General features: G+C 68.8%; 24 protein-coding genes. 14 read left to right on the forward strand and 10 right to left on the reverse strand.

All coding sequences use genetic code 11. The features are described 5' to 3' along the window. The first annotated feature begins 21 nt into the window (after positions 1–21). The 9 genes from BM345_RS13005 (at position 22) to BM345_RS13045 (ending at position 8,091) form a co-directional block, all read left to right on the forward strand. Complete coding sequence (locus tag BM345_RS13005) at positions 22–771, forward strand: ABC transporter ATP-binding protein (protein WP_093380074.1); 750 nt, start codon at positions 22–24, stop codon at positions 769–771. A 1-nt stretch (position 772) separates the two neighbouring features. Then, complete coding sequence (locus BM345_RS13010; RefSeq protein ID WP_093380076.1) at positions 773–1,510, forward strand: ABC transporter ATP-binding protein; 738 nt, start codon at positions 773–775, stop codon at positions 1,508–1,510. Between the two features lie 35 nt (positions 1,511–1,545). Continuing rightward, on the forward strand, positions 1,546–2,769 hold the full coding sequence (gene pcaB / locus BM345_RS13015) for a 3-carboxy-cis,cis-muconate cycloisomerase (protein ID WP_093380077.1): 1,224 nt from the start codon (positions 1,546–1,548) through the stop codon (positions 2,767–2,769). Further along, entirely contained in the window at positions 2,766–3,200 is a 435-nt protein-coding gene (locus BM345_RS13020) for a carboxymuconolactone decarboxylase family protein (protein WP_093380079.1), read from the forward strand. The genes pcaB and BM345_RS13020 overlap by 4 nt, the downstream gene beginning before the upstream one ends. Next, positions 3,197–4,414, forward strand: a complete 1,218-nt coding sequence (locus tag BM345_RS13025; protein WP_093380080.1) for an MFS transporter — start codon at positions 3,197–3,199, stop codon at positions 4,412–4,414. The genes BM345_RS13020 and BM345_RS13025 overlap by 4 nt, the downstream gene beginning before the upstream one ends. Further along, entirely contained in the window at positions 4,411–5,178 is a 768-nt protein-coding gene (locus BM345_RS13030) for an alpha/beta fold hydrolase (protein ID WP_093380082.1), read from the forward strand. Before BM345_RS13025 ends, BM345_RS13030 begins: the two co-directional genes overlap by 4 nt. Positions 5,179–5,390: 212 nt before the next feature. Further along, positions 5,391–6,086: a DsbA family oxidoreductase gene (locus BM345_RS13035; protein WP_093380083.1), complete on the forward strand. Its 696-nt coding sequence runs from the start codon at positions 5,391–5,393 to the stop codon at positions 6,084–6,086. Positions 6,087–6,090: 4 nt separating this feature from the next. Beyond that, on the forward strand, positions 6,091–7,155 hold the full coding sequence (locus BM345_RS13040) for an NAD(P)H-dependent flavin oxidoreductase (RefSeq protein ID WP_093380085.1): 1,065 nt from the start codon (positions 6,091–6,093) through the stop codon (positions 7,153–7,155). A gap of 27 nt (positions 7,156–7,182) precedes the next feature. Continuing rightward, entirely contained in the window at positions 7,183–8,091 is a 909-nt protein-coding gene (locus tag BM345_RS13045; RefSeq protein ID WP_175544987.1) for a DUF3014 domain-containing protein, read from the forward strand. A gap of 74 nt (positions 8,092–8,165) precedes the next feature. On the opposite strand, the gene selD is transcribed toward BM345_RS13045, so the two are convergent. Beyond that, positions 8,166–9,230 carry a selenide, water dikinase SelD gene (gene selD / locus BM345_RS13050; RefSeq protein WP_093380088.1) on the reverse strand — a complete coding sequence of 355 codons (1,065 nt, stop codon included), beginning with the start codon at positions 9,228–9,230 and terminating at the stop codon, positions 8,166–8,168. 84 nt (positions 9,231–9,314) lie between these two features. Between selD and mnmH the strand changes: the two genes are divergently transcribed. Beyond that, positions 9,315–10,361 carry a tRNA 2-selenouridine(34) synthase MnmH gene (mnmH, locus tag BM345_RS13055; protein ID WP_093380089.1) on the forward strand — a complete coding sequence of 349 codons (1,047 nt, stop codon included), beginning with the start codon at positions 9,315–9,317 and terminating at the stop codon, positions 10,359–10,361. Positions 10,362–10,373: 12 nt separating this feature from the next. Here mnmH and BM345_RS13060 read toward each other — a convergent pair whose 3' ends face one another. The 3 genes from BM345_RS13060 to BM345_RS13070 form a co-directional block, all read right to left on the reverse strand. After that, positions 10,374–11,288 (reverse strand): dienelactone hydrolase family protein, encoded by a 915-nt coding sequence (locus BM345_RS13060; protein WP_093380091.1) that lies wholly within the window; start codon positions 11,286–11,288, stop codon positions 10,374–10,376. 389 nt (positions 11,289–11,677) lie between these two features. Next, positions 11,678–12,226: a CinA family protein gene (locus BM345_RS13065; protein ID WP_093380092.1), complete on the reverse strand. Its 549-nt coding sequence runs from the start codon at positions 12,224–12,226 to the stop codon at positions 11,678–11,680. A gap of 66 nt (positions 12,227–12,292) precedes the next feature. Next, entirely contained in the window at positions 12,293–12,556 is a 264-nt protein-coding gene (locus BM345_RS13070; protein WP_093380094.1) for a VF530 family protein, read from the reverse strand. 140 nt (positions 12,557–12,696) lie between these two features. Between BM345_RS13070 and BM345_RS13075 the strand changes: the two genes are divergently transcribed. Further along, on the forward strand, positions 12,697–13,875 hold the full coding sequence (locus BM345_RS13075; RefSeq protein WP_093380096.1) for an amylo-alpha-1,6-glucosidase: 1,179 nt from the start codon (positions 12,697–12,699) through the stop codon (positions 13,873–13,875). A 7-nt stretch (positions 13,876–13,882) separates the two neighbouring features. Here BM345_RS13075 and BM345_RS13080 read toward each other — a convergent pair whose 3' ends face one another. From BM345_RS13080 to BM345_RS13095, 4 genes are all read right to left on the reverse strand, one after another. Further along, positions 13,883–14,875, reverse strand: a complete 993-nt coding sequence (locus BM345_RS13080) for a Bug family tripartite tricarboxylate transporter substrate binding protein (RefSeq protein ID WP_093380210.1) — start codon at positions 14,873–14,875, stop codon at positions 13,883–13,885. 56 nt (positions 14,876–14,931) lie between these two features. After that, positions 14,932–16,158, reverse strand: a complete 1,227-nt coding sequence (locus BM345_RS13085) for an acyl-CoA dehydrogenase family protein (protein WP_093380097.1) — start codon at positions 16,156–16,158, stop codon at positions 14,932–14,934. 1 nt (position 16,159) lies between these two features. Beyond that, a complete protein-coding gene (locus BM345_RS13090; RefSeq protein WP_093380099.1) occupies positions 16,160–17,749 on the reverse strand; it encodes an AMP-binding protein in 1,590 nt (529 codons plus the stop codon). A gap of 539 nt (positions 17,750–18,288) precedes the next feature. Further along, positions 18,289–18,636: an RNA recognition motif domain-containing protein gene (locus BM345_RS13095; protein ID WP_093380100.1), complete on the reverse strand. Its 348-nt coding sequence runs from the start codon at positions 18,634–18,636 to the stop codon at positions 18,289–18,291. 632 nt (positions 18,637–19,268) lie between these two features. Here BM345_RS13095 and BM345_RS13105 point away from each other — a divergent pair. Next, positions 19,269–20,360 carry a zinc-binding metallopeptidase family protein gene (locus BM345_RS13105; protein ID WP_093380103.1) on the forward strand — a complete coding sequence of 364 codons (1,092 nt, stop codon included), beginning with the start codon at positions 19,269–19,271 and terminating at the stop codon, positions 20,358–20,360. Positions 20,361–20,524: 164 nt separating this feature from the next. Here the strand turns inward: BM345_RS13105 and BM345_RS13110 are convergent, their stop codons facing one another. Both BM345_RS13110 and BM345_RS13115 read right to left on the reverse strand, forming a co-directional pair. Further along, on the reverse strand, positions 20,525–21,529 hold the full coding sequence (locus BM345_RS13110) for a LysR family transcriptional regulator (RefSeq protein WP_093380211.1): 1,005 nt from the start codon (positions 21,527–21,529) through the stop codon (positions 20,525–20,527). Positions 21,530–21,561: 32 nt separating this feature from the next. Next, the gene (locus BM345_RS13115) at positions 21,562–21,903 is read right to left on the reverse strand and encodes a PRC-barrel domain-containing protein (protein WP_093380105.1); all 342 of its coding nucleotides are present in this window, start codon (positions 21,901–21,903) and stop codon (positions 21,562–21,564) included. 298 nt (positions 21,904–22,201) lie between these two features. Between BM345_RS13115 and BM345_RS13120 the strand changes: the two genes are divergently transcribed. Together BM345_RS13120 and BM345_RS13125 are read left to right on the forward strand one after the other, a co-directional pair. Continuing rightward, positions 22,202–23,542, forward strand: a complete 1,341-nt coding sequence (locus BM345_RS13120; RefSeq protein ID WP_254789712.1) for an MFS transporter — start codon at positions 22,202–22,204, stop codon at positions 23,540–23,542. An 81-nt stretch (positions 23,543–23,623) separates the two neighbouring features. Further along, positions 23,624–25,042 carry an FAD-binding oxidoreductase gene (locus BM345_RS13125; protein ID WP_093380214.1) on the forward strand — a complete coding sequence of 473 codons (1,419 nt, stop codon included), beginning with the start codon at positions 23,624–23,626 and terminating at the stop codon, positions 25,040–25,042. The last annotated feature ends 35 nt before the right edge of the window (positions 25,043–25,077 follow it).

Genomic DNA, 25,077 nt, shown 5'->3' on the forward strand with positions numbered 1-25,077 from the left:
CCGCGAGGCGGAGGTTTCAGAATGAGCGCGGCACCGCTGCTCAAGGTCACGGACTTGCGCAAGTCCTACGGCGCCATCCGCGCCGTGGACGGCGTGAGCTTCGAGGTGCGCCCCGGCGAGATCTTCGGCGTCATCGGGCCGAACGGCTCGGGCAAGACCACCCTGTTCAACAGCATGCTGGGCCAGATCCGCCCCGACGCCGGCCGCATCGAGCTGCAGGGCGAGGACGTGACGCAGCTGGGCCCGCTGCAGCTCAACCGCCGCGGCGTGGGCCGCACCTTCCAGACGCTGCAGGTGTTCGGCAAGATGAGCGTGCGCGACAACCTCATCGTGGCTGCGCAGGAACACCAGGGCTCGATGCTGCGGCGCCTGTTCATGCCCGGCGACAGCGGGCTGGGCGCGAAGGCCGATGCACTCATCGCGCAGTTCCGCATCGGCCACGTGGCCCACAAGAAGGCGGGGCAGCTGTCCTATGGCCAGCAGAAGCTGGTCGACATCGGCATGGCCTTCATGAGCGAGCCCGAGCTGGTGCTGCTCGACGAGCCCTGCGCGGGCGTCAACCCGAGCCTGGTGGGCGGGCTGTCGCGCCTGCTCAAGGAACTCAACGCCAGCCGCCGTGGCAGCTTCGTGGTGATCGAGCACAACATGGACTTCGTCATGGACCTGTGCCACCGCATCATGGTGATGGTGGAAGGCAAGGTGATGGCCATCGGCACGCCGGCCGAGATCCGCGCCAACAAGCAGGTGCTGGACGCCTACCTCGGGAGCTGAGATGGACGCAGCAGATTCGTACATCCGCTTCGAAGGCGTGCTGGCCGGCTACAAGGACTTCATGGTCCTCAACGAGCTGAGCTTCTCGGCCCGGCGCGGCGCCATCACGCTGCTGCTGGGCCCCAACGGCGCGGGCAAGTCGACGGTGCTCAAGACGCTCTTCGGGCTGCTCAAGCCGAAGGCGGGGCGCATCCTGCTGGGCGGCGAGGACATCACCGGCGCCACGCAGAAGGCCTTGCTCGCGCGCGGTGTGGCCTTCGTGCCGCAGGGGCGCAATCTCTTCGGCCAGCTCACCGTGTGGCAGAACCTGGAACTGGGCGGCATCACGCTGGGCATGAAGGCCACGCACGAGCGCATCCCGCAGGTGCTGTCGCTCTTTCCGCGCGTGAAGGAGCGCATGCACAGCATGGCTTCCTCGCTCTCGGGCGGCGAGCAGAAGCAGCTGGAGGTGGGCCGCGCGCTGCTGCTCGCGCCCAAGGTGCTGCTGATCGACGAGCCTTCCATCGGCCTCTCGCCGCTGGTGGTGCGGGACGTGTTCCGCCTGCTGCGCCGCCTGGCCGACGAGGGCACCACGGTGCTGATGGTGGAGCAGAACGTGAAGAGCGCCCTCAAGTACGCCGACGAGGCCATCGCGCTCGAATCGGGCCGGCTGGTGCTGCAGCGCAAGGCCGAAGACCTGCTGGCCGACCCGGACATCGAGCGCCTCTTCCTCGGCGGAGCCGTGGCCGCCTCGTCCTGAGGCAGGACAGACATCAATTTCAGGGATGAACCGACATGAGTGTTTTTGAAGGCTTTCTTTCCACGCCGGAGGTGCTCGACGCCTTCAGCGACCATCGCTTCGTCGACGCCATGCTGCGCTTCGAGGCGGCGCTGGCGCGCGCGCAGGCGCAGCTGGGGCTGATCCCCGAGTCGGCGGCGCACTCCATCGTCGGCAGCTGCAAGGTGGAGCTCTTCGACGTGGCCAAGATCCTGCGCGAGAGCGGGCGGGCCGGCAGCGTCGCCATTCCGCTGGTCAAGAGCCTGAAGGAGGCGGTGGGGCTGTTCAACGCCGAGGCGGTGCCCTTCGTGCATTTCGGCAGCACCAGCCAGGACGTGATCGACAGCGCGATGGCGCTGGTCACGCGCGATGCGGTGCGGCTGGTCGATGCCGACCTGGGCAAGGCCATCGAGGCGCTGCTGCAGCACGCGGTGCGGCATGCGGAAACGCCGGTGCTGGCGCGCACGCTGATGCAGCCGGCCTCGGTCACCAGCTTCGGCCTGAAGTGCGCCAACTGGGCGGCGCCGCTGGTGCGCAGCCGCGCACGCATCGCAACCGCCGCGCACCATGCGCTCAAGCTGCAGCTGGGCGGCGCCGTCGGCACGCTGGCGCAGATGAAGGGGCAGGGCGCGCAGCTGCGCCAGCACGTGGCGCAGGCCCTGGGCCTGGCCGATGCCGGCATCGCCTGGCACACGCAGCGCGACGAATGGGTGGCCCTGGGCTGCGAGCTGGCCATCGTGGTCGGCAGCCTGGGCAAGATCGCCACCGACATCGCGCTGATGGGCCAGTACGAGGTGGGTGAGCTGGCCGAGCCCACCGAGCCCGGCCGCGGCGGCTCGTCCGCCATGCCGCACAAGCGCAACCCGGTCGCCTCGATGGTGGCGCTGGCCGCCTCGCAGCGCGCGCCGCAGCGCGTGGCGGCGCTGCTGGCCACCATGCCGCAGCAGCACGAGCGCGCGCTGGGCGCCTGGCAGGCAGAGCTGGCCGAGTGGCCGCAGCTGCTCATGAGCACGCACGGCAGCGTCCGCGCCATGGCGGGCGCCTTGCCCGGCCTGCAGGTGGATGCAGCCAGCATGCTGGCCAACATCGAGCACCTGCGCGCCGAGCTGCCGCGCGAAGCCGCCGACGAATGGTTCGACCCGGCGCTGGCGAAGAACGCCGGCACCCTTGCCCTGGCGCAGGTCGATGCACTGCGTGCATCCGCCGCTGCCACAACCACATCCAAGGAATCTGTCCGATGACCACTACCCCGAAGAACGAGGACCAGCCGGCGAGCGACTACGACGCCGGCATGATCAACCGCCGCCGCGTGCTGGGCGATGCCTGGGTCGACAAGTCCCTGGCCAACCGCAACGGCTTCAACAGCGAGTTCCAGGAACTCATCACCCGCCACGCCTGGAACGACATCTGGGGCCGCCCCGCGCTGGGCGACAAGACGCGCCGCTTCATGGTGCTGTCGATGCTGCTGGGCGTGAAGGCCTTCGAGGAATTCGTGATGCACGTGCGTGCCGCGCTGGACGGCCCGCCCGAGTCGCGCCTGACGCCCGAGGACATCAAGGAAATCATCATGATGTCGGCCATCTACGTGGGCGTGCCCGCAGCCAACCATGCCTTTGGCCTGGCCACGGCCGTGCTCAAGGAAAAAGGCCTTCTGACGGACGCGCCTGCGTGACGCCTGCGACAGCCTCGCCGCTGAGTTTCGCGCTGCTGCTGCCGCTCTTGCTGGCCGCGCAGCCGGTGGCCACCGACAGCTACCTGCCCGCGCTGCCCGCGATTGCGGGCGCGCTCGGCTCGGCCAGTTCCAGCCTGACCATGTTCGTGCTGGCCTTCGGCATCGCGCAGATCCCGGTTGGGAGCCTTGCGGACCGCATCGGCCGCCGGCCGGTGCTGCTCGGCGGCCTGGCCTTGTACGTGGTGGCGGCGCTGGTGGGCGCCCTCGCCGTGAGCGCCACCATGCTGGCCTGTGTGCGCGCGGTGCAGGGTGCAGCCATGGCTGCCATCCTGGTGTGCTCGCGCGCGGCGGTGCGCGACCTGTATCCGGCGCATGAAGGCATGCACGTGATGGCTCGCGGCCTGACGGGCCTGGGCTTCGTCGCGCTGATCGCGCCGGTGCTGGGCGCCTTCGTCGTGCAGTGGGCCGGCTGGCGCTGGGTGCTGGTGCTGATGGCGGTCTACGGCGCGGTGTTGCTGGCCATGTGCTGGCATTCCTTCGGCGAGACACGCGTGCCGCAGGCCGGGGGCCAGCCGGCTGCCAAGGGCGGGGTGCGCGAGGTCTTCGCCAGCCGAAGCTTTCGGGTGTGGACCAGCGTGTCGGCGGCCAGCTATGGCGGCATCTTCTGCTTCCTGCTGCTCTCGCCCCTGGTCTACATCGGCTACCTGGGGCTGGAGCCGGCGCTGTACGGCTGGATTCCATCCTTCGGCTCGGCCATCTACATCTGCGCCACCACGGCCTGCCGGCGCCTGCTGTACCGCTGGGGGCCGCTGCGCACGGTGCGGCTGGGCGCTTCGCTCAGCGTCACCGGCGCGCTCATCCAGGCCTTGGGCGCCTGGCAGCTGCCCGAGAGCGCCTGGCCGCTGATGCTGGGCCATGCCTTCTACAGCATGGGCCACGGCATCCATCAACCCTGCGGGCAGGCGGGTGCCGTGGGCGAGCTGCCGCAGCTGGCCGGCCGCGCGGTATCGTGGTCGGGATTCACCATGATGGCGGTGGCCTTCTGCGTGGGGCAAGTCGCCTCGCGTTTCATGGAGGCGCCCTACGTCCACGGCGCCTGGCCGATGGTGGTGCCCATGCTGCTGGCGGCAGCCACGCTGCTGCTGATCGCCTTCCTCTGGCTGCCGCGGGTATTGCAGCAGCCACACCAGACACACAAGGAGAAACAGACATGATCCACCTCAACCTCGTTCGCGAAGGGCAGGGCCCGGTCGTCGTGCTGAGCCACGCGCTGGGCTGCGACCTGCACATGTGGGACGGCGTGGCGCCGCTGCTGGCACGCGACTTCACCGTGCTGCGCTACGACCACCGCAACCACGGCCGCTCCGACGTGGTGGACGGCGCGCTGAGCATGCAGACGCTGGCGCAGGACGCGGCCGACCTGATCGCGCGCGAAGCCGGCGGCAAGCCGGTGCATTTCGTCGGCCTGTCGATGGGCGGCATGACCGCGCAGGCGCTGGCCGTGGCACGGCCGGAACTGCTGGCCAGCGTGGTGATCGCGAATTCGTCTTCCTACTACCCCGACCGCGCGCCCTGGCAGGCCCGCGTCGAGACGGTGCAGGCCCAGGGCGTGGCCGCCATTGCCACCGGCGCGGTGGCCCGCTGGCTGACGCCCGAGTTCGCCGCCACGTCCGATGGCGCGGCGCTGGCCAAGAAGCTGCACGACACCTTGATCGCCACCGACGCGGCCGGCTACATCGCCGCCTGCCAGGGCGTGGCCGCCATCGACTTCCGGGAGAGCAACCGGAAGATCGGCCGGCCCACGCTGGTGATCGCCGGCGCGCGCGACGAGGCCACGCCGCCGGCCATGTCCGAGGCGATGGTGCAGGCCATTCCCGGCGCGAAGCTGGGAATGATCGAGGCGGCGCACCTGAGCGCCGTCGAGCGCCCGGATGAATTCGCCGAGCTGCTCAAGGACTTCTACGCCGCTACCCGATAGGCACCCGCGCCGGGCCCGCCCGCGGAACCTGCTTCACCGGGCTCGCAGTGCGTGCCAGCCCCCGCACCGCGGAACCGGCTTTGCCAGGCCGCAGGTGCGGTCCCCTCCTCGGGAGGTGGCGAATTACACGCAGCGAAGCGGAGTGAAAAGCCGGGAGGCCTCAAATACCCGCGCTCTGGCCGCGCCTGCCTGACGGGGGGAGAATGCGCGCCATGAGCACCCCCACCCCCAACACACCCCGTCAGCTGCGCATCGATTTCGTCTCCGACGTCTCCTGTCCCTGGTGCGCGGTCGGCCTTGGCGCGCTGGAGCAAGCGATGGCGAGCGTATCGCCCGAGATCGAGGTCGAGCTGCATTTCCAGCCCTTCGAGCTGAACCCCGACATGCCGCGCGAAGGCCAGGACTCGGTCGAGCACCTGGTTGAAAAGTACGGCATCGACGAGGCGCAGGTGAAGGCCAACGGCGATCGCATCCGCGAGCGCGGCGCCACGGTAGGCTTCGACTTCGACATGGCGCGGCGCAAGCGCGTGTGGAACACCTTCGACGCCCACCGCCTGCTGCATTGGGCCGAGGAAACGGACGTGGAAAAGCAGCGCGCTCTGAAGAAGTCGCTCTTCAAGGCCTACTTCACCGACGGCCTCAATCCTTCCGACCCCGAACTGCTGGTGCGCCTGGCCGGCGAAGCGGGGCTGGATGCGCAGCGCGCGCGCGAGATCCTGGCGGGCGACGAATTCGACGCGGCCACCCGCGCCCGCGAGCGCCTCTACACCGGTGCGGGCATCCACTCCGTGCCGGCGATCATCATCGACAACCAGCACCTGATCTCGGGCGGCCAGCCGGCCGAGATCTTCGAGCGCGCGCTGCGCCAGATCGCCGGCGCTGCGCCGCAGCAGACGGCCGAGGCCTGAGGCCATGCCTGCGCCATCGATCGCCCAGTTGCTGGGAACCCAGCTTCCCCTGATCCAGGCGCCCATGGCCGGCGCCCAAGGCAGCGCGATGGCCATCGCGGCGAGCAATGCCGGCGCCCTGGGCTCCCTGCCCTGCGCCATGCTCTCGGCCGATGCCATGCGCGCCGAACTGGAGGCCGTCCGCTCGGCCACCGGCGGCAGGCCCTTCAACGTCAACTTCTTCGCCCACCACGCGCCCACGCCCGATGCGCAGCGCGAGGCCGCGTGGCGCAAGGCCCTGGCGCCTTACTACGCCGAGTTCGGCATCGACCCCGCGGGCATCGCGGGCGGCGCAGGCCGCAACCCGTTCAGCGATGCGGCCGCCGACGTGCTGGAGGACTTCAAGCCCGCGGTGGTGAGCTTCCACTTCGGCCTGCCCTCGGAAGACCTGCTGGCCCGCGTGCGCAAGTGGGGTTCCAAGGTGCTGAGCTCGGCCACCACCGTGGAAGAGGCCCAGTGGCTGGCCGCGCGCGGCGTGGACGCGGTGATCGCCCAGGGCTTGGAAGCGGGCGGGCACCGCGGCCATTTCCTGTCGCACGACCTCAGCCGCCAGATGGGCACCTTCGCGCTTCTGCCGCAGATCCTCAAGGCGGTGAAGCTGCCGGTGATCGCCGCGGGCGGCATCGTGGACGCGGCCACCATCCGCTCTGCCATGGCCATGGGCGCGGCCGGCGTGCAGGTGGGCACTGCCTACCTGTTGTGCCCCGAGGCGACCCTCAGCGCGCCGCATCGCGCGGCCCTCTCGGGCAGCGACGCGGCGCACCGCCACACGGCGCTGACCAACCTGTTCACCGGCCGGCCGGCGCGCGGCATCATGAACCGCGTGATGCGCGAGCTGGGCCCGATCAGCGATGCGCCGCCGGAGTTTCCGCTGGCCACCGCGGCCTTCGCGCCGATCCGCGCCAAGGCAGAAAGTCAGGGCAGCGGGGATTTTTCTCCGCTATGGTCGGGTCAGAACGCAAGCGGCTGCAAGGCCATCGGCGCGGAGGAACTCACGCGTGAGTTGGCCGCAGCCTTCCAGAGCCCATGACACCTGAGAGGAAAGGATTTCGTCGACATGCCTGAGCGCGAGGACCCCAGAGACTTCAGACCCGTTCGCGAATCCTCGGTCTGGACGGCCGTCATCCTGGTGGTGGTGCTGCTGGGCGCCGGCGCCCTGTGGTGGCGCTGGTCGCAGACGCAGGCGCCGGTGCAGCCGGTGGCCGTCACCACGCAGCCCGACACCCCCGCGGCGGCGCCCGTGGATGCGCCGCCGCCTGCGCAGCCCGAGCAGGTGGCACCGCTCAACCCCATCGACACCCCGCCCGATCCGGCGCTGCCGCAGCTGTCCGATTCCGACGCCAGGGTCACGGCCGCGCTGAACCAACTGCTGGGTGCCAGGAGCGTCACCAGCTTCCTGAACGTGGACGGCTTCGTGCGCCGCTTCGTGGCCACGGTGGACAACCTGCCTCGCGAGCATGCGCCCTCGCGCGTGTGGCCGGTGCAGCCGGTGGGCCAGCGCTTCGCCACCGGCGGTGCCGGCGACAACACGGCCATCGCCCTGGACAACGGCCAGCGCTACACGCCGCTGGTGCTGCTGTCCGAGAACGTCGACCCGGCCGCAGCGGCCACCGTCTACTTCAAGCTCTACCCGCTGTTCCAGCAGGCCTTCGAGGAGCTGGGCTACCCGGGCAAGTACTTCAACGACCGCCTGGTCGCCGTCATCGACCACCTGCTGGCCGCGCCCGAGCCCGAGGGGCCGGTGAAGGTGAAGATGGTCGAGGTCAAGAGCGACACGCCCATGGCCCGGCCCTTGGTGCACTACGAGTTCACCGACCCGCAGCTCGAGGCCATGTCGGCCGGCCAGAAGATGATGGTGCGCACGGGCCTGGTCAACGAGCGACGCCTGAAGACGCGGCTCAAGGCCTTCCGCGCCCAGATCGTCGCCGGCTCGCCGGCCACGCCGGCCGTGTCGCAGAAGAAGTAGGCCCGCGGCCGCAAGCGGCCGCATTGCGCAGGCGCACTGCCGCGCCACGTGTGCGGGCTCTCAGTCGGCCAATTTCAGCCGGCCGAGAAGCGCAGACGCGCCGCGCCGGCTGCCGGTGCGGTCTTTTCCATGTGGCCGATGAGCGCCGCCTGCTCGAAGCCCGCGCCGGCGAAGGCGCTCAGCACCGCATCCACCGCGTCGGGCGCGCAGCTCACCAGGAGCCCGCCGCTGGTCTGCGGGTCTGACACCATGGCGCGCTGCCACTCGGGCGCGGCGGCGGGCCAGTCGACCTCGCTGCCATAGCCGCCCCAGTTGCGCCCCGAGGCGCCGGTGACGATGCCCTGGGCCGCGAAGCCGGCCGCCACCTCGATGAGCGGCAGGCGAGCGAGCGACACCTCGGCCGAAAGATCGGCACCGCGGCACATCTCCAGCAGATGGCCCGCCAGGCCGAAGCCCGTCACGTCGGTCATGCCGTGCACCGCGTCCATGGCGGCCAGCTCGCTGCCCACCTTGTTGAGCCTGGTGGTGTGGCGCAGCATCTGCGCATAGCCCTCGTCGCCCAGCACGCCCTTCTTGAGCGCAGCCGACAAGATGCCCACGCCCAGCGGCTTGCCCAGCACCAGCGCGTCGCCAGGCTTTGCATCCGAATTGCGGCGCACGCGCGAGGGGTGCACCAGGCCCAGCCCCACCAGGCCGTAGATGGGCTCCAGCACGTCGATGCTGTGGCCGCCCGCAATGGGGATGCCCGCCTCGCGGCAGATGCTGGCGCCGCCTTCGAGCACCCGGCCGATCACGTCGGGCGGCAGCTTGGCGATGGGCATGCCCACCAGCGCCAGCGCCAGGATGGGAGTGCCGCCCATGGCGTAGATGTCGGACAGCGCGTTGGTGGCGGCGATGCGGCCGAAGTCGAAGGGGTCGTCGACGATGGGGGTGAAGAAGTCGGTGGTGGCCACCAGCGCCTGCTGGTCGTTGAGCTGGTAGACGGCGGCGTCGTCGGCCGTCTCGGTGCCCACCAGCAACTGGGGCGGCACCAGGCCTTGCGGGGCGCGTGCCAGAATCTCCGACAGCAGGCCGGGGGCGATCTTGCAGCCGCAGCCGCCGCCGTGCGAGAAAGAAGTGAGAGCGATCGGATTCGTCATGAAAGTAGAGCAAGCCCGTTTTTGCAGGGCCTTCGATTTTGCATTGGATGCGCCAGGCGCAGCAGCGTGCGGGGTGATCGAGGAATGAGCCATAACGCACCCGTGCGCGTGCCCGACATGCACGCCTTCGACACCCTCATCGACGCGCGCTCGCCCGCGGAGTTCGCGCTCGACCACGTGCCCGGCGCCATCAACTGCCCGGTGCTGGACGACGAGGAGCGCCGCATCGTCGGCACGCTGTACAAGCAGCAGGGCGCCTTCGAGGCCCGGCGCGTGGGCGGCGCCATGGTGGCGGCCAACCTGGCGCGCCACCTGCGTGAGCGCTTCGCCGACCGGCCGGCCCACTGGAAGCCCCTGGTCTACTGCTGGCGCGGCGGCCTGCGCAGCGGTTCCATGGTGACCTGGCTGCGCCTGGTGGGCTGGGACGCGCAGCAGCTGGCCGGCGGCTACAAGAGCTTTCGCCGCCACGTCATCTCGCAGATCGACGCGTTGTGCCCGCGCCTGGACCTGCGCGTGATCTGCGGCGCCACCGGCAGCGCCAAGACCCGCGTGCTGCAGGCCCTCGCCGCGCAGGGCGAGCAGGTGCTGGACCTGGAGGAGGCCGCCTGCCACAAGGGCTCGCTGCTGGGCGGCCTGCCCGGCGTGCCGCAGCCTTCGCAGAAGAACTTCGAGACGCAGATCGCCACGCGCATGGAGGGCTTCGACCTGGCGCGGCCGGTCTACGTGGAAGGCGAGAGCCCGCGCATCGGCAAGCTCTCGCTGCCGCTCACGCTGGTGGCGCGCATGCGCGAGGCACCGGTGATCGAAGTCGCGGCCACGCCGCCCGCGCGACTGGCCTACCTGCTGCGCGACTACGCCTACCTGGGCGACGAGCGCGAGGTCCTGGCCACGCAACTGGGCAAGCTCAAGGAGATGCAGGGCAAGGAGACGGTGGCGCGCTGGCAGGAATGGGCGCTGGCCGGCGAGCTCGCGCCGCTCTTCGAGGAGCTGATGTCGCTGCACTACGACCCGCACTACCAGCGCTCGCAGGAGCGGCACTTTCGCGCCTGGGGCGAGCGCCGCAGCGTCGAGGCACAGGACCTGGACGAGGCGGGCATCGAGTCTCTCGCCGGCCGGATCCGGGCCCTCTGAGCCGGCCGCGCTTCAGGCGGCGCTGCCCAGGTTCGCCCTGAAGAACTCCACCGTGCGCGACCACGCCAGCTTCGCTGCGGCCGCGTCGTAGCGCGGCGTGGTGTCGTTGTTGAAGCCGTGCTGCGTGCCCGGGTACTGGTACTCGGTGAAGCGCACGCCGGCCGCCTTCAACGCGGCCTCGTACGCCGGCCACGCGGCGTTGATGCGCTCGTCCACCTCGGCACGCTGCACCAGCAGCGGTGTCTTCACCTTGGCTGCCTCCGACGGATCGGGCGTGTTGCCGTAGAAGGGCACCCCGGCCGCCAGGTCGGGCATGCGCAGCGCCAGCTGGTGCACCATGCCGCCGCCCCAGCAGAAGCCCACCGCGCCGATCTTCCCGGTGGTGTCGGGCCGGGCCCTGAGCCAGTTCACCGCCGCCACGAAGTCCTCGCGTGCCTTGCCCTGGTCCAGCTTGGCGAACGCGGCACGCGCATCGTCTTCGTTGCCGGGGTAGCCGCCCAGGGGCGTGAGCGCATCGGGCGCGAAGGCCATGAAGCCGTCCAGCGCGAGGCGGCGCGCGATGTCCTCGATGTGAGGGTTCAAGCCCCGGTTCTCGTGGATCACCAGCACAGCGGGAAGCTTCGTGGTTCCGGCGCTCGCGGGCCGTGCCAGGTAGCCCTTCATCGTGCCGCTGCCGCTGGGCGAGGGAAAGCTCGGGCGCTCGGTCTTCAGCCGCGAATCTTCCGCCGGCACCTGCTGGCCTGCCGCGAAGTTGGGGCTGAGCGCGGCCAGCAGGCCCGCGGCCGTCATGCCGGCCTTGGCGAACTTCTGCGCCTGCGAGAGAAAGCCGCGCCGGTCGAGGCCGCCGTGCACGTAGGCATCGAAAAGAATGAGCAGGTCCTGGTCGAAATCGGCTGCGGTGAGTCGCCGGGGCAGGGGTTCGTGCATGAGGCAATGCTCCTTTCGGTGGGGCCTGGGCCGTTGGAAAGCACCCAGCTTGACACAGCCCGATGCCGCGTCCGCACTGGTCCGACTTGGGCCCCTTCAATGTCCCTAGTTTTCCCTGTTGATACCTTCAACTAGGAATGCGTGCTGCTGGACCTGGGCTTCCAGGCACCGGGTGCGTAGCTGCTGGGTCGAATTCCCCGTGGGTGCGGCAGCAAGCCCTCCCAGGAAGCCCAGGCGCTTGCGCGCGATCTTCGTGCGCTGGCCGACAAGTACCGCAACCTTGCGCTCGCCGCAAAGGATGTCGCAGGCCCTGGAGCCGCCCAGAATTGACGGGGTCCCGAAGGTGCCAGGCCCAACGCCGACCCACCCAGAGTCAGTCGTCCGCGCCTTCAGACTTCGGGGTGTTCGCCAGCAACCAGGCCCTGACCGGAACCCGCTCGCAGCACCTCGTGAAAAAGCTGGAGCAGGTGGCGCGCGAACAGGTCCATGTTCGCGGCCCGGTCGGCAGTCCCTGTTTCGATGGTCCTGGCCATGGATGCCGCGCCGACGACCGCAAGGCACACGCGACCAGGGGGGTCTCCGTACGGGCTGGCAGAAGGGCCCGAGGCGCCGCTCTCGGTGAGCCCCCAGCTCGCGCGGTGACTGCCCCGCATCCTGCCGGCGACCAGCAGGGCATAGGGCTCGGTTTCCCCGCGCATGCCCGCGAGATCCTCTGCGGTCAGGCCCAGCAGTGCCCGACCCGCTCGCCTCGAATAGACGACGGCACCGCCGAGGTAGAAGGCCGATGCCCCGGCTATCGCGAGAAGCGATGCGGACACGAGTCCGCCCGCAGAGGACTCGACGACCGCGACCGACTCCCTTCGCTCGCGCAGGGATGCGCCCACGCGATCCGCAAGGACTGCCAGTGGTGGAAGGTCGGACCTCGGAAGATCATTCATGGCTGTGCCTGCAATCTGAATCGATGTGGGCGGCGGTGCGACGCGCCCCCACTGTGCGCTTGCGGCTCACTCGGCGCGGCGGTTCATCCGCTTTTCTTCCCGCAGCATGAAGAGATAGAGCCCTTCCACCTTCTCCCGCGCCCAGGGCGTCTTGCGCAGGAACTTCAGGCTGGACTTGACGCTGGGGTCGTGCGTGAAGCAGCGCACCGGTATGCGCTGCGCGAGGTCGGCCCAGCCGTAGCGGGCTTCGAGCGCGCAGACGATGGCTTCCAGCGTCATGCCGTGCAGGGGGTTTCTCGGCTGGTCGGCTGGGGGCGAGGCTTTTTGCATCGGTGAATTCTGCCCCCTGTTCGACCGCGGTATCGGGATCGCATGCCAGTAACAGCGCCGACTCTTAATATCTGCTCAAGACGCGAGTGTTTTGTTCATCACCTCTCCTTAACATGAGGGGCCATCCGCGACTCCGACCCATGACCGAATCCCGCGCACCAGCGCTTGCATCGCGTTGCACCGAAGCTTCCCTCGCGTTGCTCGAGCGCAACCTCTCGCCCCACGGCATCCTGGCCGCCAGCCGCACCGAGGCCGCTGTGGCGCGGCGCTACACGCGCATCTTTGGACGCGACGCGGCGATCTGCGTGATGGCCATGTGCGGCAGCGGCGTACCCGCGTTGGAAGAGGGCGCGGTGGCCAGCCTCGATGCGCTGGCCGCGCAGCAGGCGGGCAACGGCCAGATCCCGAAGTACGTGGACCCGGAAGGCCGCGATGCCGACTTCTGGTACCTGGGCTGCATCGACGCGACGCTGTGGTGGCTGATCGCGGTGGACCACGTGCGGCGCCACGGCAAGGTGGGCGCCACGCACTGGGAGCCGCAGGTGCGCCTGGCCCTCCAGTGGCTGCTGGCGCAGGAGCACCAGCACTTCCGGCTGCTGCAGCAGAACGAGGCCAGCGACTGGGCGGACATCATGCCGCGCTCGGGCTACGTGCTCTACACCAATGCGCTGTGGTTCGAGGTCAAGCGCCGCTTCGCGTTGACGCATGCGGAGGAGACGCGGCATCACTTCAACCACCTCTTCAATCCCTTCCAGCGCGACCTGCCCGAGTACCACCGCGCACGCCTGTTGCGCCACTACGCGCGGCGCGGCCGGCGCGACCCGGGGCTGTACCTGAGCTTCGTCAACCTGTCCTTCGTGGGCGACGAAGGCGACGTCTTCGGCAACGTGCTGGCGGTGCTCTGCGGCCTGGCCGACGAGGCCACGTCGCACCGCATCGCGCACACCATCGGGTCATCGCAGGCCGACGAGCCCTGGCCGGTGCGCGTCACGCTGCACCCGATGCCGCCCAGCCACGACCTGTGGCGTGCCTACATGGGCCGGCACCAGCAGAACCTGGTGCACCAGTACCACAACGGCGGCCTGTGGCCCTTCGTCGGCGGCTTCTGGGTGATGGCCCTGGCGCAGCTGGGCCTGCGCGAGCAGGCCGAAGCCGCGCTGGAGCGGCTGGCACAGGCCAACGCGCAGGGCGACTGGCGCTTCACCGAGTGGTTCCACGGCAAGACGCTGGCGCCCATGGGCATGGCCGGCCAGAGCTGGAACGCCGCGACCTTTCTGCTCGCGCAGCGCGCGCTGCAAGGGCAGGGCGCGACCTGGTGACGCGAGGCTACATCGCCTCGAGGCCCACCTTCTTCATCATGGCCTCGGTGAAGGCCATTTCCTGCTTGAAGCCCTGCACGAAGGCGGCCGAGTCCTGCATGTCGACCAGCCCGCCCTGCTGCTGAAGCAGCGCGATGGTCTTGGGCTGCGCCAGCGCCTGCTGGAAGGCCGCGCGGATGCGCTCCACGATCGCGTCCGGCGTGCCGGTGGGCACCGAGATGCCGCCCCACGAAGTGAGCTGCGCGCCCTTGATGCCTTGCTCGGCCAGCGTGGGCACTTCGGGCAGCACGGGGTTGCGTTTCGCGCCCGCGACTGCCAGCGGGCGAAGCTGGCCGCTCTGGATCAGCGGATAGGCCACGCTGAAGATGGGCGCGCCGAAAGTCACCTGGTCCCCGATCACCGCATTCACCAGTTCCGACGCGCCCTTGTAGGGCACGTGCATGGCCTGCGCGCCGGCCGCGCTCAGCATCATCTCCACGCCCAGGTGCGAAGGCGTTCCCACGCCGCCGGAGGCGTAGTTCATCTGCCCCTTCTGCGCCTTCACCTGTGCAAGCAGGTCCTGCATGCTGCGGATGCTCGACTTGCCGCTCACCACCACCACGATGTCGCTGCTGGCCAGCCGCATGATGTGGCGGAAGTCCTTCAGTGCGTCGTAGCCCGGGTTCTTGTACATGTGCATGTTGGCCGCCATGGGCGCGGCCGAGTAGATCCACATGTAGCCGTCCGGCGGCGCCTTGGCCACCACGCGCGCGCCGATGTTGCCGGCCGCGCCGGCGCGGTTGTCGATGATCACCGGCTGGCCCAGGATGGGGCCCACCGCCTCGGCCAGGATGCGCGTGGTGGTGTCCGGCCCGGTGCCGGCCAGGTAGGGCACCACCCACTTGATCGGGCGGTTGGGGTAGGGCTCCTGCGCCAGCGCGAGGCGCGGCGATGCGAAGGGGAGCAGCGTGGCGGCCAGGACGCCGTGGCGCAGCAGCGCGCGGCGGGTGATGTCGTTCATGTCCATGTCTCCGGGAATCTGGTTGTAGTGGGAATCGAAAGGCCACGCGGCCCGCGCTATCGCACTGCGTCGCCCAGCAGCTCCTTGGCGATGGTGTTCTTCTGGATCTCGCTGGTGCCCGTCAGCACGCGGTACATGCGCAGCATGCGGAACAGGAACTCCACGCGCCGGCCCTGCACGATGCCTTCGCCGCCGTGCACCTGCACCGCGCAATCGGCCACGCGGAAGGCGGTTTCGGAGCAGAAGAGCTTGGCCATCGAGGCCTCGGCACGCGCCTCGGCGCCGGCGTCGATCTGGCGGGCCGTGCCGATCATCAGCGCACGCGCCGCGGCCAGCTCGGTCGCGGCCTCGGCCAGCATGTGCTGGATGGCCTGGAACTGCCCGATGGCGCGGCCGAACTGCTTGCGCTGCATGGCGTAGTCGCGCGCATCGCGCAGCGCCACCGTGGCCAGGCCCACCATCGCGGGGCAGTGCAGCAGCCGGTTGACCGTGATGCGTCCCAGCGCCAGCGCCAGGCCGCGGCCGGGCTCGCCGATGAGGTGGGTGGCCGGCACGCGCGCGCCTTCCAGCACGATGTCGCCGGTGCTGCTCTGGCCGGCCATGGTCTTGTAGCCCGACTCGACCCGCACGCCGGGCGCCTTCAGGTCCACGAAGAAGGCCGTCACCTCGCGCCCCTGCGCCGGGTCGGTGGCGGTGGAGGCCATCAGCACCGCGTAGTCGGCGAAGGGCGAGCCCGAGATGAAGCGCTTGCGGCCGGTGATGACGAAGTCCTCGCCGTCGCGCACCGCCTGCGTCTGCACCGCACCGGCGTCTGACCCGGCCTCGGCCTCGGTCAGCGCGAAGCAGATGGCCTTGTCGGCCTGCGCCACCGGTAGGATGAACTTGCGCATCTGCTCCGGCGTCGCCTGGCGGGCGAGGGCGCCCACGCGCGGCGGGCCGCTCAGTTCGCCGAACACGTGCGGCGCGAAGGGCGAGCCGCTGGCGTAGATGGCTTCCTTGATGAGCACGTGCTCCAGCACCGACAGGCCCAGGCCGCCCATCTTCTCGGGCAGCGTCATGCCGTAGAAGCCCAGTTCTTGCGAGCGTCGCCACACGCGCTGCAGCAGCTCCCGGGGGGCGCCGTGCTCGTGGTCGACATGGTGCTCGCGCGCCAGGTCGGCCAGCTCGCCGTGCAGGTAGGCCTGCACGCGTTCGATGATTTCCTTCGCGCGCTCGCTGCCTTCGAAGGGGCCGGCGAAGAAGGGCGCCGGAATCGGAGTGTTGGAGGTGGTCGTTGCGTCCATGTCAGTTCACCATGCGGTCCTGTCCGGCCCAGTAGGGCGCCTGCACGGCCTTGCGCATCACCTTGCCGTTGGGGTTCTTCGGAAGCTGCGTCACGAACTCGATGTGGCGCGGCCGCTTGAAGCCGGCCAGCCGTTCGCCGCAGAAAGCGTCGATGGGGCGCGCGTCCGCCGGGCGGCCGGGCTTGAGCACCACGTGCGCCGCCACTGCCTCGCCCCACTTGTCGTCGGGAATGGCGAACACGCAGGCGTCCTGCACCGCCTCGTGCTGGTAGAGCACCGCCTCCACCTCGGAGGGGTACACGTTGAAACCTCCGCTGATGACCATGTCCTTCTTGCGGTCGACGATGTAGACGAAGCCCTGCTCGTCCATGCGCGCCAGGTCGCCGGTGTGGTAGCAGCCGTTCTTGAGCACCTCGGCCGTGAGCTCGGGCGCGCGCCAGTAGCCGGCGAACACGTCCTCGCCGCCGACCACGATCTCGCCGATCTCGCCGGTGGCCACGGGGTGGCCCGCGTCGTCGAGGATCTGCACGTCGCACTCCAGCAGCGGACGGCCGCAGGAGGCCAGGCGCTCGGGCCTAGCGGCGCGGGCCTGCAGGTGGTCGGCCACCGTGAGGGCGCACACGCCCGAGGTGGTCTCGCCGGCGCCGTAGCCCTGCGACAGCACCGGGCCGAACACGTCCATGGCCCGCAGGATGCGCGCCGGCGCCATCGGCGCCGCGCCATAGCCCAGGCGCAGCAGGTCGGGAAGCGGGCGGTACTGGCCCTCCAGCTCACCCAGCAGCATGTTGATCATGGTGGGCACCATGAAGGTGTGGGTCACGCGGTCGGCGCGCATGTCGGCGATGAAGCGCGCGGGCTCGAAGCTGTCGAACAGGCGGATGGTCACGCCGCAGCACAGCGCCGGCACCAGTTGCATGCCCGAGGCGTGCGTGATCGGACCCACCAGGCCCAGCACGTGGCCTTCGTTCATGCCTTCCGAGCGCAGCAGGAACTTGCGCAGCTGCGCCAGCCGGTTGCCGAAGGTCTGCATGGCTGCCTTCAGCACGCCCGAGGAGCCCGAGGTGTAGTGCAGCACCGCCACTTCGTCGGCCGTGACGGCCATCGGCGTGAAGGCGTCGCTGGCGTGGGCCAGGGCGTCCTCGTAGGAGCCGCCTTCGGCGGCCGCGTCTTCCACCAGCAGAAGCTGCGGCATGGCGCTGCGCATGTGCGGGCGGAAGGCCTCGACGCGGGCGGCCGTGGTGACGATCACCGCGGCATCGCTGTTGGCGGCGATCTCGCCGACCTCGGCCGGCGACAGGCGCGCGTTGAAGGGCGCCTTGATGAGCCCGGCCTTGTAGCAGGCCAGCTCGACCTCGACGATCTCGGGCCGGTTGGGCAGGTAGATGCCCACGCGATCGCCGCGCAAGAGGCCCAGGCCCAGCAGCGCGTTGGCCAGGCGGTTGGAGCGCTGCTCCAGCTCGGCGTAGGTGATGCTGCGCGTGGCCGTCCTGACGGCGATGCGCGGCGCGTAGGCGCGGGCGGACCGCGACACCAGGGCGCCGACGTTGGCGACCGGGCGCGCGGCTGCGCTGGGGAATTCGAAGGTGGTGATGTCTGTCTCCTGAAGCTGCTCGGCGCCCCTTGCCGCTGCTCTGGTCCTGCGGTCGGATGGGGCTTGAGCCGACTGTTCCAGAAGGCGGGGTATCAGGGAAATACCGTTTGTTGATGCTGGGGGATCAACGGAATTGATGCCTCTGTACCCTGACCACGGGGACTGCTGCGGCGCGCCAGTTGGGAACAGGCCGCGCTATCCCGATCGGGGGTGCCGGCAGCGGGCGATCACTCGCACCTGATTCGTTGAACGCAACAGCCCGCTTAACGTGCTGTAGGCCCGCGCCGTGTTGAACGGCATTGGCATCAAGGGCACCTACGCAAAGTCCAGCACCTTCGACAGGGTAGGGCAGGGTGGATTGCCCGCTGTGCGGCAGTATTCAGTCATTCGCACCAACGGGGCTGAAGACCGGACGGTCAACCGCGTCGCCCGAAGCGCGCGAGCACCGACCAGCACTCGGTTGGGGCGCCTCCAGAAGTATCTGGAACAAACGAAAAAAAACCGGCCAAAGAGCCGGTTCTTCTGAGGCCTCACTGAGCTCAGTAGCGTCCGCCACCGTAGCCGCCGTTGCCATAGCCAACGTCCGAGCGTTTGCCAGCATAGCCAGCCGCGCTATAGCCACCTGAGCCGCCACCTTGTTCGCGAGGACGCGCCAGGTTCACGACAATCGCCCGCCCATCGACGGACACGCCGTTCAGACCGTTGATGGCAGCTTGGGCGGCTTCGGCAGACGCCATTTCCACAAAGGCGAAGCCCTTGGAGCGGCCAGTTTCACGGTCCAGCATGACCTTGGCCGAAGACACGCCGCCAAATTCGGCAAAGTTGCTCTCGAGGCTGGTGCCCGTCACAGAATAGGGAAGGTTTCCCACGTAGATTTTGACGCTCATGAAAGAGCCTTTCTGAATGAAGGGGCGCGTCGAATGTCGCGCCAGTGGAGACGGGTGTGCGATCGATGGGATGCGCACTGGAGGATGGAACTGCAGCGACGTGACCGTCAGCACGCAAGGCCGTGAGGCATCGAGGTCTGGAGCCAGCCCTGGGTGACTGCCAGAAGTCTGGCGGCCTCCCGCGAAGCAAAGGTGTTGCTCAAGCGAAATACTCGGCAGACGCTGCCGGTATCCTGGACCAGGAAGGAGGCGCGAAATCGGCCGCAGTCGGTCTGTTGGGTCGCGGGCGAAACGACGTACTCGCCCATGGAAATGCCGATTTTTGGAATCTAGTTCATTCGGGAACCGCAAGTTGAAGAACCTGCGTGAGCTGGGAAGAAATCAGTTGGCGGCAGCTCTACAGCCAACAGGCGACAAAGTCGCATCACACCCTGCTGTCGGCGTTCAACTGGACAGGGCGATGGGCAAGACGCGAGACGTTCATGCCGGAAGCTCCTATCATATCACGAACATTCATTTAAATCGTCCTATTTATTCTCTTTCGTGCTAAACGACGCGATGTCCTGAAGCGCGCCGCGGCACTCGGCAAGGCTCAAGGCGCTGAAGCAACATGAGCCACCTGGGATAACAGCATGAAACAGATGCTTTGCTCGAACTGCGGCAATCGCGTCTTCTTCGAAAATCTGACTTGCGAGACCTGTGGGTCAACGCTTGGCTACGCGCCGGACGAGCAACTGATGCTCGCCTTCGAAGTCTCAGGCGAAGACGTATGGCGCAGGTTGGGCAAGCCGGGAGCCGAGTACAAGTCCTGCGTGAATCGCAAGACGGGCGTGTGCAATTGGGTGCTGCCCACAGCCAGCGTGCACCAGCACTGCGTGTCGTGTCGCACCACGCACACGATTCCCGAACTCTCCAAGCCCGAGAACCAGCGGTACTGGGCCGCACTTGAACAGGCCAAGCGGCGCCTTTTCTACACCTTGATCGAACTGGTGCTGCCAACGCCCAACAAGCTGGAGGATCCAGCCAATGGGCTTTCCTTTGAGTTTCTCGAACAAGTGGACCCGCAGCGGCGCGTGCTCACGGGGCACGACGACGGAGTCATCACGCTCAATATCGCTGAGGCCGACGATGCACGTCGCGAGCACATCCGGCTGGCGATGCATGAGCCCTACCGAACGCTGCTGGGCCACTTCCGGCACGAAATTGGCCACTACTTTTGGGACAGGCTGGTGCGAGATACGCCGTGGATCGACGAATATCGATCCCTTTTTGGAGATGAGCGCGCCGACTACTCTGAGGCTCTGAAGAAATACTACGCGTCCCCGGTGGCGGACTGGCCGCAGCGCTTCATCAGCGTTTACGCCAGCTCACACCCGTGGGAAGACTGGGCGGAGACTTGGGCTCACTATCTCCACATGATCGACGGTTTGGAAACCGCGGCCGCTTGGGGGACGCGACTCGACCTGGCCTTGCCCTGCGGGCCGCCGCTTAGCGTTCAGAAACTGGATCTGAAAGCGCAGTCCATCCGGAACGCCGTTGTCGAGCAATGGCTGCCGGTCTCCCAGTTCATCAATGCCATGGATCGCAGTCTAGGCGCACATGACAGCTATCCGTTCATCGTGGTGCCGCCGGTGATCGAGAAGCTCGACTTCATCCATCGGGTGGTAAGCGCTGGGAGCTCTGGAAGCGTTCCGATGAACTTCCTGCCGCGCCGCGGCACTTAGCGTCGACAACAGAATGCGGAAGACGGGTCAGTTCCATCGCGAAACAAGTCTACGTCGATGGCCGTTGCCCTCTCCAGGTCCCGCTCGCACCGCAGATGGCGTCTCCCTGGGAGCGCAATCCGATCTACGCGACGCTGCATGAGTCTTCGTACGCCGACTGCGCGCTAGCCGCCGCCCAGCCACTCGGCTTCCCAGGTGCCGTTGCCGATCATCTCCCGCACCTGCTGCACCAGCGCATCCACCACTACCTGCGCCGCCGCTTCCACCGGGCGGCCGGCAGGGGTGGCGAGCGAGTAGCTGCGATGCAGCTCGGGCCGCACCACGCGCGCCACCACCCAGCCGGGCCGCGGTGGCGGCTGGTCGTGCAGTGCACAGGCGGGCGTGAAGGTGAAGCCTGCGCCGTTGATGTAGAGCGAGCGCAGCACGCGCGTGGAATCCTGCTCGTGCGCGATGTTCAGCGCCAGGCCCCGCTCGGCCGCCGCATCTTCCACGCTGCGCCGGATGGCGAAGCGGCGCGACTGCAGCACCAGCGGCTGCGCGATGGCGTCGCCGAAATCGATCTCCGGCCGCGGTGAAAAGGTAGCTGCCGCACCGGCACCTCTTCTGCTGCCGGCCTTCTTCGGCTGGCGCAGCAGGCGGCCCACCGTGCCATCCGAGTCCTGGCCGCAGAAGTACATGGACTCGCGAACCAGGGGGCGGCACTGCAAACCCTCCACCTGCGGCGCGTCGACCAGCAGGCCCACGTCGGCCCTGCGGTCGACCATGGCCTTCTTCACCATCAGGCTGAGGTCGTCCAGCGCGAACACGCGGATGCGCGGATGCGACTGCTTGAGCCGCGCCAGCACCGGGCCCATGAGCAGCGAGGCCAGCAGGAAGGGCAAGGCGACGGTGACCGACCCCTCAGGGCCCTGGGGCAGGCGCTGGATGCGCTCGCGCACCGCGTCCGCATCGCTCAGCAGCCGGCGCGCGTCCTCGTAGAGCTGCACGCCGGCGGGCGTGGGTGTGACGCCCGCATGCGAGCGGTCGAAGAGCTGCGCGCCCAACTCCGCCTCCAGCTTCTTGATCTGGGCCGTGAGCGCGGGCTGCGCGATGTAGAGGCTGCCGGCGGCGCGCGAGAGGCTGCCTGCCTCCAGCACGGTGATGAAGTAACGCAGCGTGCGCAGGTCCATGCCGGGCATTGTCCGGCATGCTGCGCCCGAGTTCAGACGCCGTAGTAGCGGTTCAGCACCGACGAATACGAGTCGTCATAGGCGGGGATATTGTCCTGGGCGTACTTGGGCGCGCCTTCGAGTTGCGGCGTCGACAGCGGCACCACGTAGCCTTCCAGGCCGGTGTCGTAGGTCAGCAGGCGCCATGGAATCGGATAGCGGTCGGTGCCGATGCCCAGGAAGCCGCCGAACTCCATCACCGCATAGCGGACCTGACCCGAGATCTTGTCGATCATCAGGTCGTCGATGGTGCCGAGCTTGTCGCCGTCCCGGTTGTAGACGCTGGTGCCCTCCACGCGCTCGGAGGAGATGACGGAATTGAGGGGCATGTCCATGGGGTGCTCCGTGAGTGTTCCGCGATCCACGAATCGGACCGCGCTTGCAGGCATCGTTGCGCGGCGGTCGCCTCGTGCGAATCGGCTTGCTGCCCATGCGCCTGTAGGCCGGTTCGTTCAAGGTCATGGAGGCCGTTGCCCACAGATGGGCAGAGGAAGTCGAAGGGGCCATCTCGATCGGAGATAGCACCCTCTTCAATCCATATGAATGTTGCGCGTTAACCCGCTGCAGCGGCGACAGGGCCGGCCACGACCATCGACGCACTTCCCCGCAACGACCCACGAACACGAGAGACACATGACAACGACACGTGCCATTCCCACGCTGCAGCATCCGCAGCACCACGGCGCCACCACCGCCGACACGCACGGCGCCGACGCTGTCTACCGCAAGGTGAGCTGGCGGTTGATCCCGCTGCTCTTCCTCTGCTACATCGTTGCCTACCTGGACCGCGTCAACGTGGGCTTCGCCAAGCTGCAGATGCAGGGCGACCTGCAGCTGAGCGAGGCGGTCTACGGCCTGGGCGCCGGCATCTTCTTCGTGGGCTACTTCCTCTTCGAGGTGCCCAGCAACGTGATCCTGCACCGCGTGGGCGCGCGCCGCTGGATCGCCCGCATCATGGTCACCTGGGGGCTGCTGTCGGCGGCCACCATGTTCGTGAACTCGCCCACCTCCTTCTACGTGATCCGCTTCCTGCTGGGCGCGGCCGAGGCGGGCTTCTTCCCCGGCATCATCCTGTACCTCACCTACTGGTACCCGGCGGCGCGGCGCGGCAAGGCGACCTCGCTGTTCCTGGCGGCCATCCCATTCGCCGGCATCCTGGGCGGCCCCCTGTCGGGCTGGATCCTGCAGGGCATGGCGGGCGTCAACGGCTGGGCCGGCTGGCAGTGGCTCTTCCTGCTGCAGGGCCTGCCCACGGTGGCGCTGGGCGTGGTGGTGTGGCGCCGGCTGGACGACCGCGTCAAGGACGCCGCCTGGCTCAGCGCCGCCGAGCGCGAACTCGTTGCCCGCGAGGTCGCGGCCGATGGTGCCGGCAAGGCCGAGCCGCGCCTGCTGAGCGTGCTGGGCAACGGCCGCGTGTGGCTGCTGGCGCTGGTGTACTTCTGCTTCGTCTCGGGGCTCTACGGCATCTCCTTCTGGCTGCCGAGCATCATCAAGTCGATCGGCGTGAAGGGCGCGCTGGACATCGGACTGCTCAGCGCCATCCCGTGGACCTTCGGCGTGGTGGCGATGTACCTGGTGGCCCGCAGCGCCGACCGACGGCTCGAATACCGCTGGCACTGCGCGGTGGCCGCGGTCGTGGGCGCCCTCGGCCTGGTGGCCAGCGTGGCCTTCCACGGCAACGCCGCGCTGGCGATGGCCGGGCTGACGCTGGCCACCATGGGCATCATGGCCACGCTGCCCATCTTCTGGGGCATGCCCACCGCCTTCCTGGGCGGCGCGGCGGCGGCGGCCGGCATCGCCTTCATCAACTCCTTCGGCAACCTGTCGGGCTTCTCGGCTCCCTACCTCATCGGCCTCATCAAGGACGCGACGCAGAGCACCGACGCGGGCCTGCACATGCTGGCGGCGCTGCTTGTCGTCGGTGCGGTCCTGGTGCTCTTCGTCCGCCCGGCCGAGCGCATGCCACGGTCCTGAGCGACCCGCCCCGCGGCACCCCTGCGTGCCGCTCTTTCTTCTCCCGAACCGATCTTGAAAGAGGACCTCATGGAAGCGGTCATGAACGATGCTGCGCGCGTGAAGGCGCAGACCCCGCGCCGACGCGCACCCTCGGCCGCGCTGCTGGAGCGGCTGCGCCAGCGCTTCGGCGAGCGCCTGTCCACCAGCCAGGCCACCTTGCTGCAGCACGGCAGCGACGAGTCCTCCTACTTGCCGCAGCCGCCCGACGCCGTGGTCTACGTGCAAGGCAGCGAGGAGGCGGCCTTCGTGGTGCGCCAGTGCGCGGCCGAGCGCGTGCCGGTCATCGGCTTCGGCACCGGCTCCTCGGTGGAGGGCCACGTGCTGGCGGTGCAGGGCGGCGTGTGCGTGGACTTCTCGCAGATGAACCAGGTGCTGGCCATCCGCCCCAACGATCTCACGGCCACGGTGCAGGCCGGCGTCACGCGCGGCCAGCTCAATGCGGCGCTGGCGGGCAGCGGCTTCTTCTTTTCGGTGGACCCGGGCGCCGATGCATCCATCGGCGGCATGGTCGCCACCGCCGCGTCCGGAACCAACACCGTGCGCTACGGCACCATGCGCGACAACCTGGTGAGCCTGACGGTGGTGACGGCCGACGGCGAGGTGGTGCGAACCGCCTCGCGGGCCCGAAAGAGTTCGGCGGGGTACAACCTCACGCAGCTGTACTGCGGCTGCGAAGGCACGCTGGGCCTCATCTGCGAAGTGACGGTGCGCCTGCACCCGCACCCCGAGGCCTGCGCGGCGGCGGTGGTGAGCTTCCCGACGGTGCGCGACGCGGTCGACAGCGTGATCGATGCGATCCAGCTGGGCGTGCCGCTGGCGCGCGCCGAGATGCTGGACGCGCTCACGCTGCGTGCCGTCAACGCCCACAGCCGCACCACGCTGCCCGAGAGCCCCACGCTGTTCCTGGAGTTCTGCGGCAGCAAGGCGCAGATCGATGCACAGGCCGAGTTGATGCGCGAGGTCGTGGACAGCCACGGCGGCGGCGCCTTCGAATGGGCGCTGCGCCCCGAAGAGCGCTCGCGCCTGTGGACGCCGCGCCACCATGCCTACTTCGCCTGCCTGCAACTCAAGGCCGGCAGCCGCAGCCTCACCACCGATGCCTGCGTGCCGCTGTCGGAGCTGGCGGCCTGCATCGACGAGACGCAGGCGGACGTGGCGGCGCACGGACTGCTGGCACCCATCTTCGGCCACGTGGGCGACGGCAACTTCCACTGCCTGGTGCTGGTGGACCCCGAGGACCCGGCGCAGAACGAGGCGGCCGAGGCCTTCAGCCGCCGCCTGGTGCAGCGCTCCCTGGACCATGGCGGCACCTCCACCGGCGAGCACGGCGTGGGCCTGCACAAGATGCGCTACCTCGAGGACGAGCACGGTACGCCCGGCGTGGCCTTGATGCGCGCCATCAAGAAGGCGCTGGACCCGCACGACATCTTCAACCCCGGCAAGGTCGTCACGCCCTGAGCCGGCGCGTCATCCGCAACTACACACAACACGAC

This window comes from Variovorax sp. OV329, assembly GCF_900114785.1.
GTDB lineage: Bacteria > Pseudomonadota > Gammaproteobacteria > Burkholderiales > Burkholderiaceae_C > Variovorax.

What these genes read in the sequence shown, in the direction of transcription:
- BM345_RS13030 (WP_093380082.1), top strand. Translation starts at nt 4,411, where the DNA reads ATGATCCACCTCAACCTCGTTCGCGAAGGGCAGGGCCCGGTCGTCGTG.
- BM345_RS13020 (WP_093380079.1), top strand. Translation starts at nt 2,766, where the DNA reads ATGACCACTACCCCGAAGAACGAGGACCAGCCGGCGAGCGACTACGAC.
- BM345_RS13060 (WP_093380091.1), bottom strand. Translation starts at nt 11,288, where the DNA reads ATGCACGAACCCCTGCCCCGGCGACTCACCGCAGCCGATTTCGACCAG.
- BM345_RS13110 (WP_093380211.1), bottom strand. Translation starts at nt 21,529, where the DNA reads ATGGACCTGCGCACGCTGCGTTACTTCATCACCGTGCTGGAGGCAGGC.
- BM345_RS13085 (WP_093380097.1), bottom strand. Translation starts at nt 16,158, where the DNA reads ATGGACGCAACGACCACCTCCAACACTCCGATTCCGGCGCCCTTCTTC.
- mnmH (WP_093380089.1), top strand. Translation starts at nt 9,315, where the DNA reads ATGAGCCATAACGCACCCGTGCGCGTGCCCGACATGCACGCCTTCGAC.
- BM345_RS13010 (WP_093380076.1), top strand. Translation starts at nt 773, where the DNA reads ATGGACGCAGCAGATTCGTACATCCGCTTCGAAGGCGTGCTGGCCGGC.
- BM345_RS13045 (WP_175544987.1), top strand. Translation starts at nt 7,183, where the DNA reads ATGCCTGAGCGCGAGGACCCCAGAGACTTCAGACCCGTTCGCGAATCC.
- BM345_RS13080 (WP_093380210.1), bottom strand. Translation starts at nt 14,875, where the DNA reads ATGAACGACATCACCCGCCGCGCGCTGCTGCGCCACGGCGTCCTGGCC.
- BM345_RS13095 (WP_093380100.1), bottom strand. Translation starts at nt 18,636, where the DNA reads ATGAGCGTCAAAATCTACGTGGGAAACCTTCCCTATTCTGTGACGGGC.
- BM345_RS13040 (WP_093380085.1), top strand. Translation starts at nt 6,091, where the DNA reads ATGCCTGCGCCATCGATCGCCCAGTTGCTGGGAACCCAGCTTCCCCTG.
- BM345_RS13070 (WP_093380094.1), bottom strand. Translation starts at nt 12,556, where the DNA reads ATGCAAAAAGCCTCGCCCCCAGCCGACCAGCCGAGAAACCCCCTGCAC.
- BM345_RS13075 (WP_093380096.1), top strand. Translation starts at nt 12,697, where the DNA reads ATGACCGAATCCCGCGCACCAGCGCTTGCATCGCGTTGCACCGAAGCT.
- BM345_RS13105 (WP_093380103.1), top strand. Translation starts at nt 19,269, where the DNA reads ATGAAACAGATGCTTTGCTCGAACTGCGGCAATCGCGTCTTCTTCGAA.
- BM345_RS13125 (WP_093380214.1), top strand. Translation starts at nt 23,624, where the DNA reads ATGAACGATGCTGCGCGCGTGAAGGCGCAGACCCCGCGCCGACGCGCA.
- pcaB (WP_093380077.1), top strand. Translation starts at nt 1,546, where the DNA reads ATGAGTGTTTTTGAAGGCTTTCTTTCCACGCCGGAGGTGCTCGACGCC.
- BM345_RS13115 (WP_093380105.1), bottom strand. Translation starts at nt 21,903, where the DNA reads ATGGACATGCCCCTCAATTCCGTCATCTCCTCCGAGCGCGTGGAGGGC.
- BM345_RS13035 (WP_093380083.1), top strand. Translation starts at nt 5,391, where the DNA reads ATGAGCACCCCCACCCCCAACACACCCCGTCAGCTGCGCATCGATTTC.
- BM345_RS13065 (WP_093380092.1), bottom strand. Translation starts at nt 12,226, where the DNA reads ATGAATGATCTTCCGAGGTCCGACCTTCCACCACTGGCAGTCCTTGCG.
- BM345_RS13120 (WP_254789712.1), top strand. Translation starts at nt 22,202, where the DNA reads ATGACAACGACACGTGCCATTCCCACGCTGCAGCATCCGCAGCACCAC.
- selD (WP_093380088.1), bottom strand. Translation starts at nt 9,230, where the DNA reads ATGACGAATCCGATCGCTCTCACTTCTTTCTCGCACGGCGGCGGCTGC.
- BM345_RS13005 (WP_093380074.1), top strand. Translation starts at nt 22, where the DNA reads ATGAGCGCGGCACCGCTGCTCAAGGTCACGGACTTGCGCAAGTCCTAC.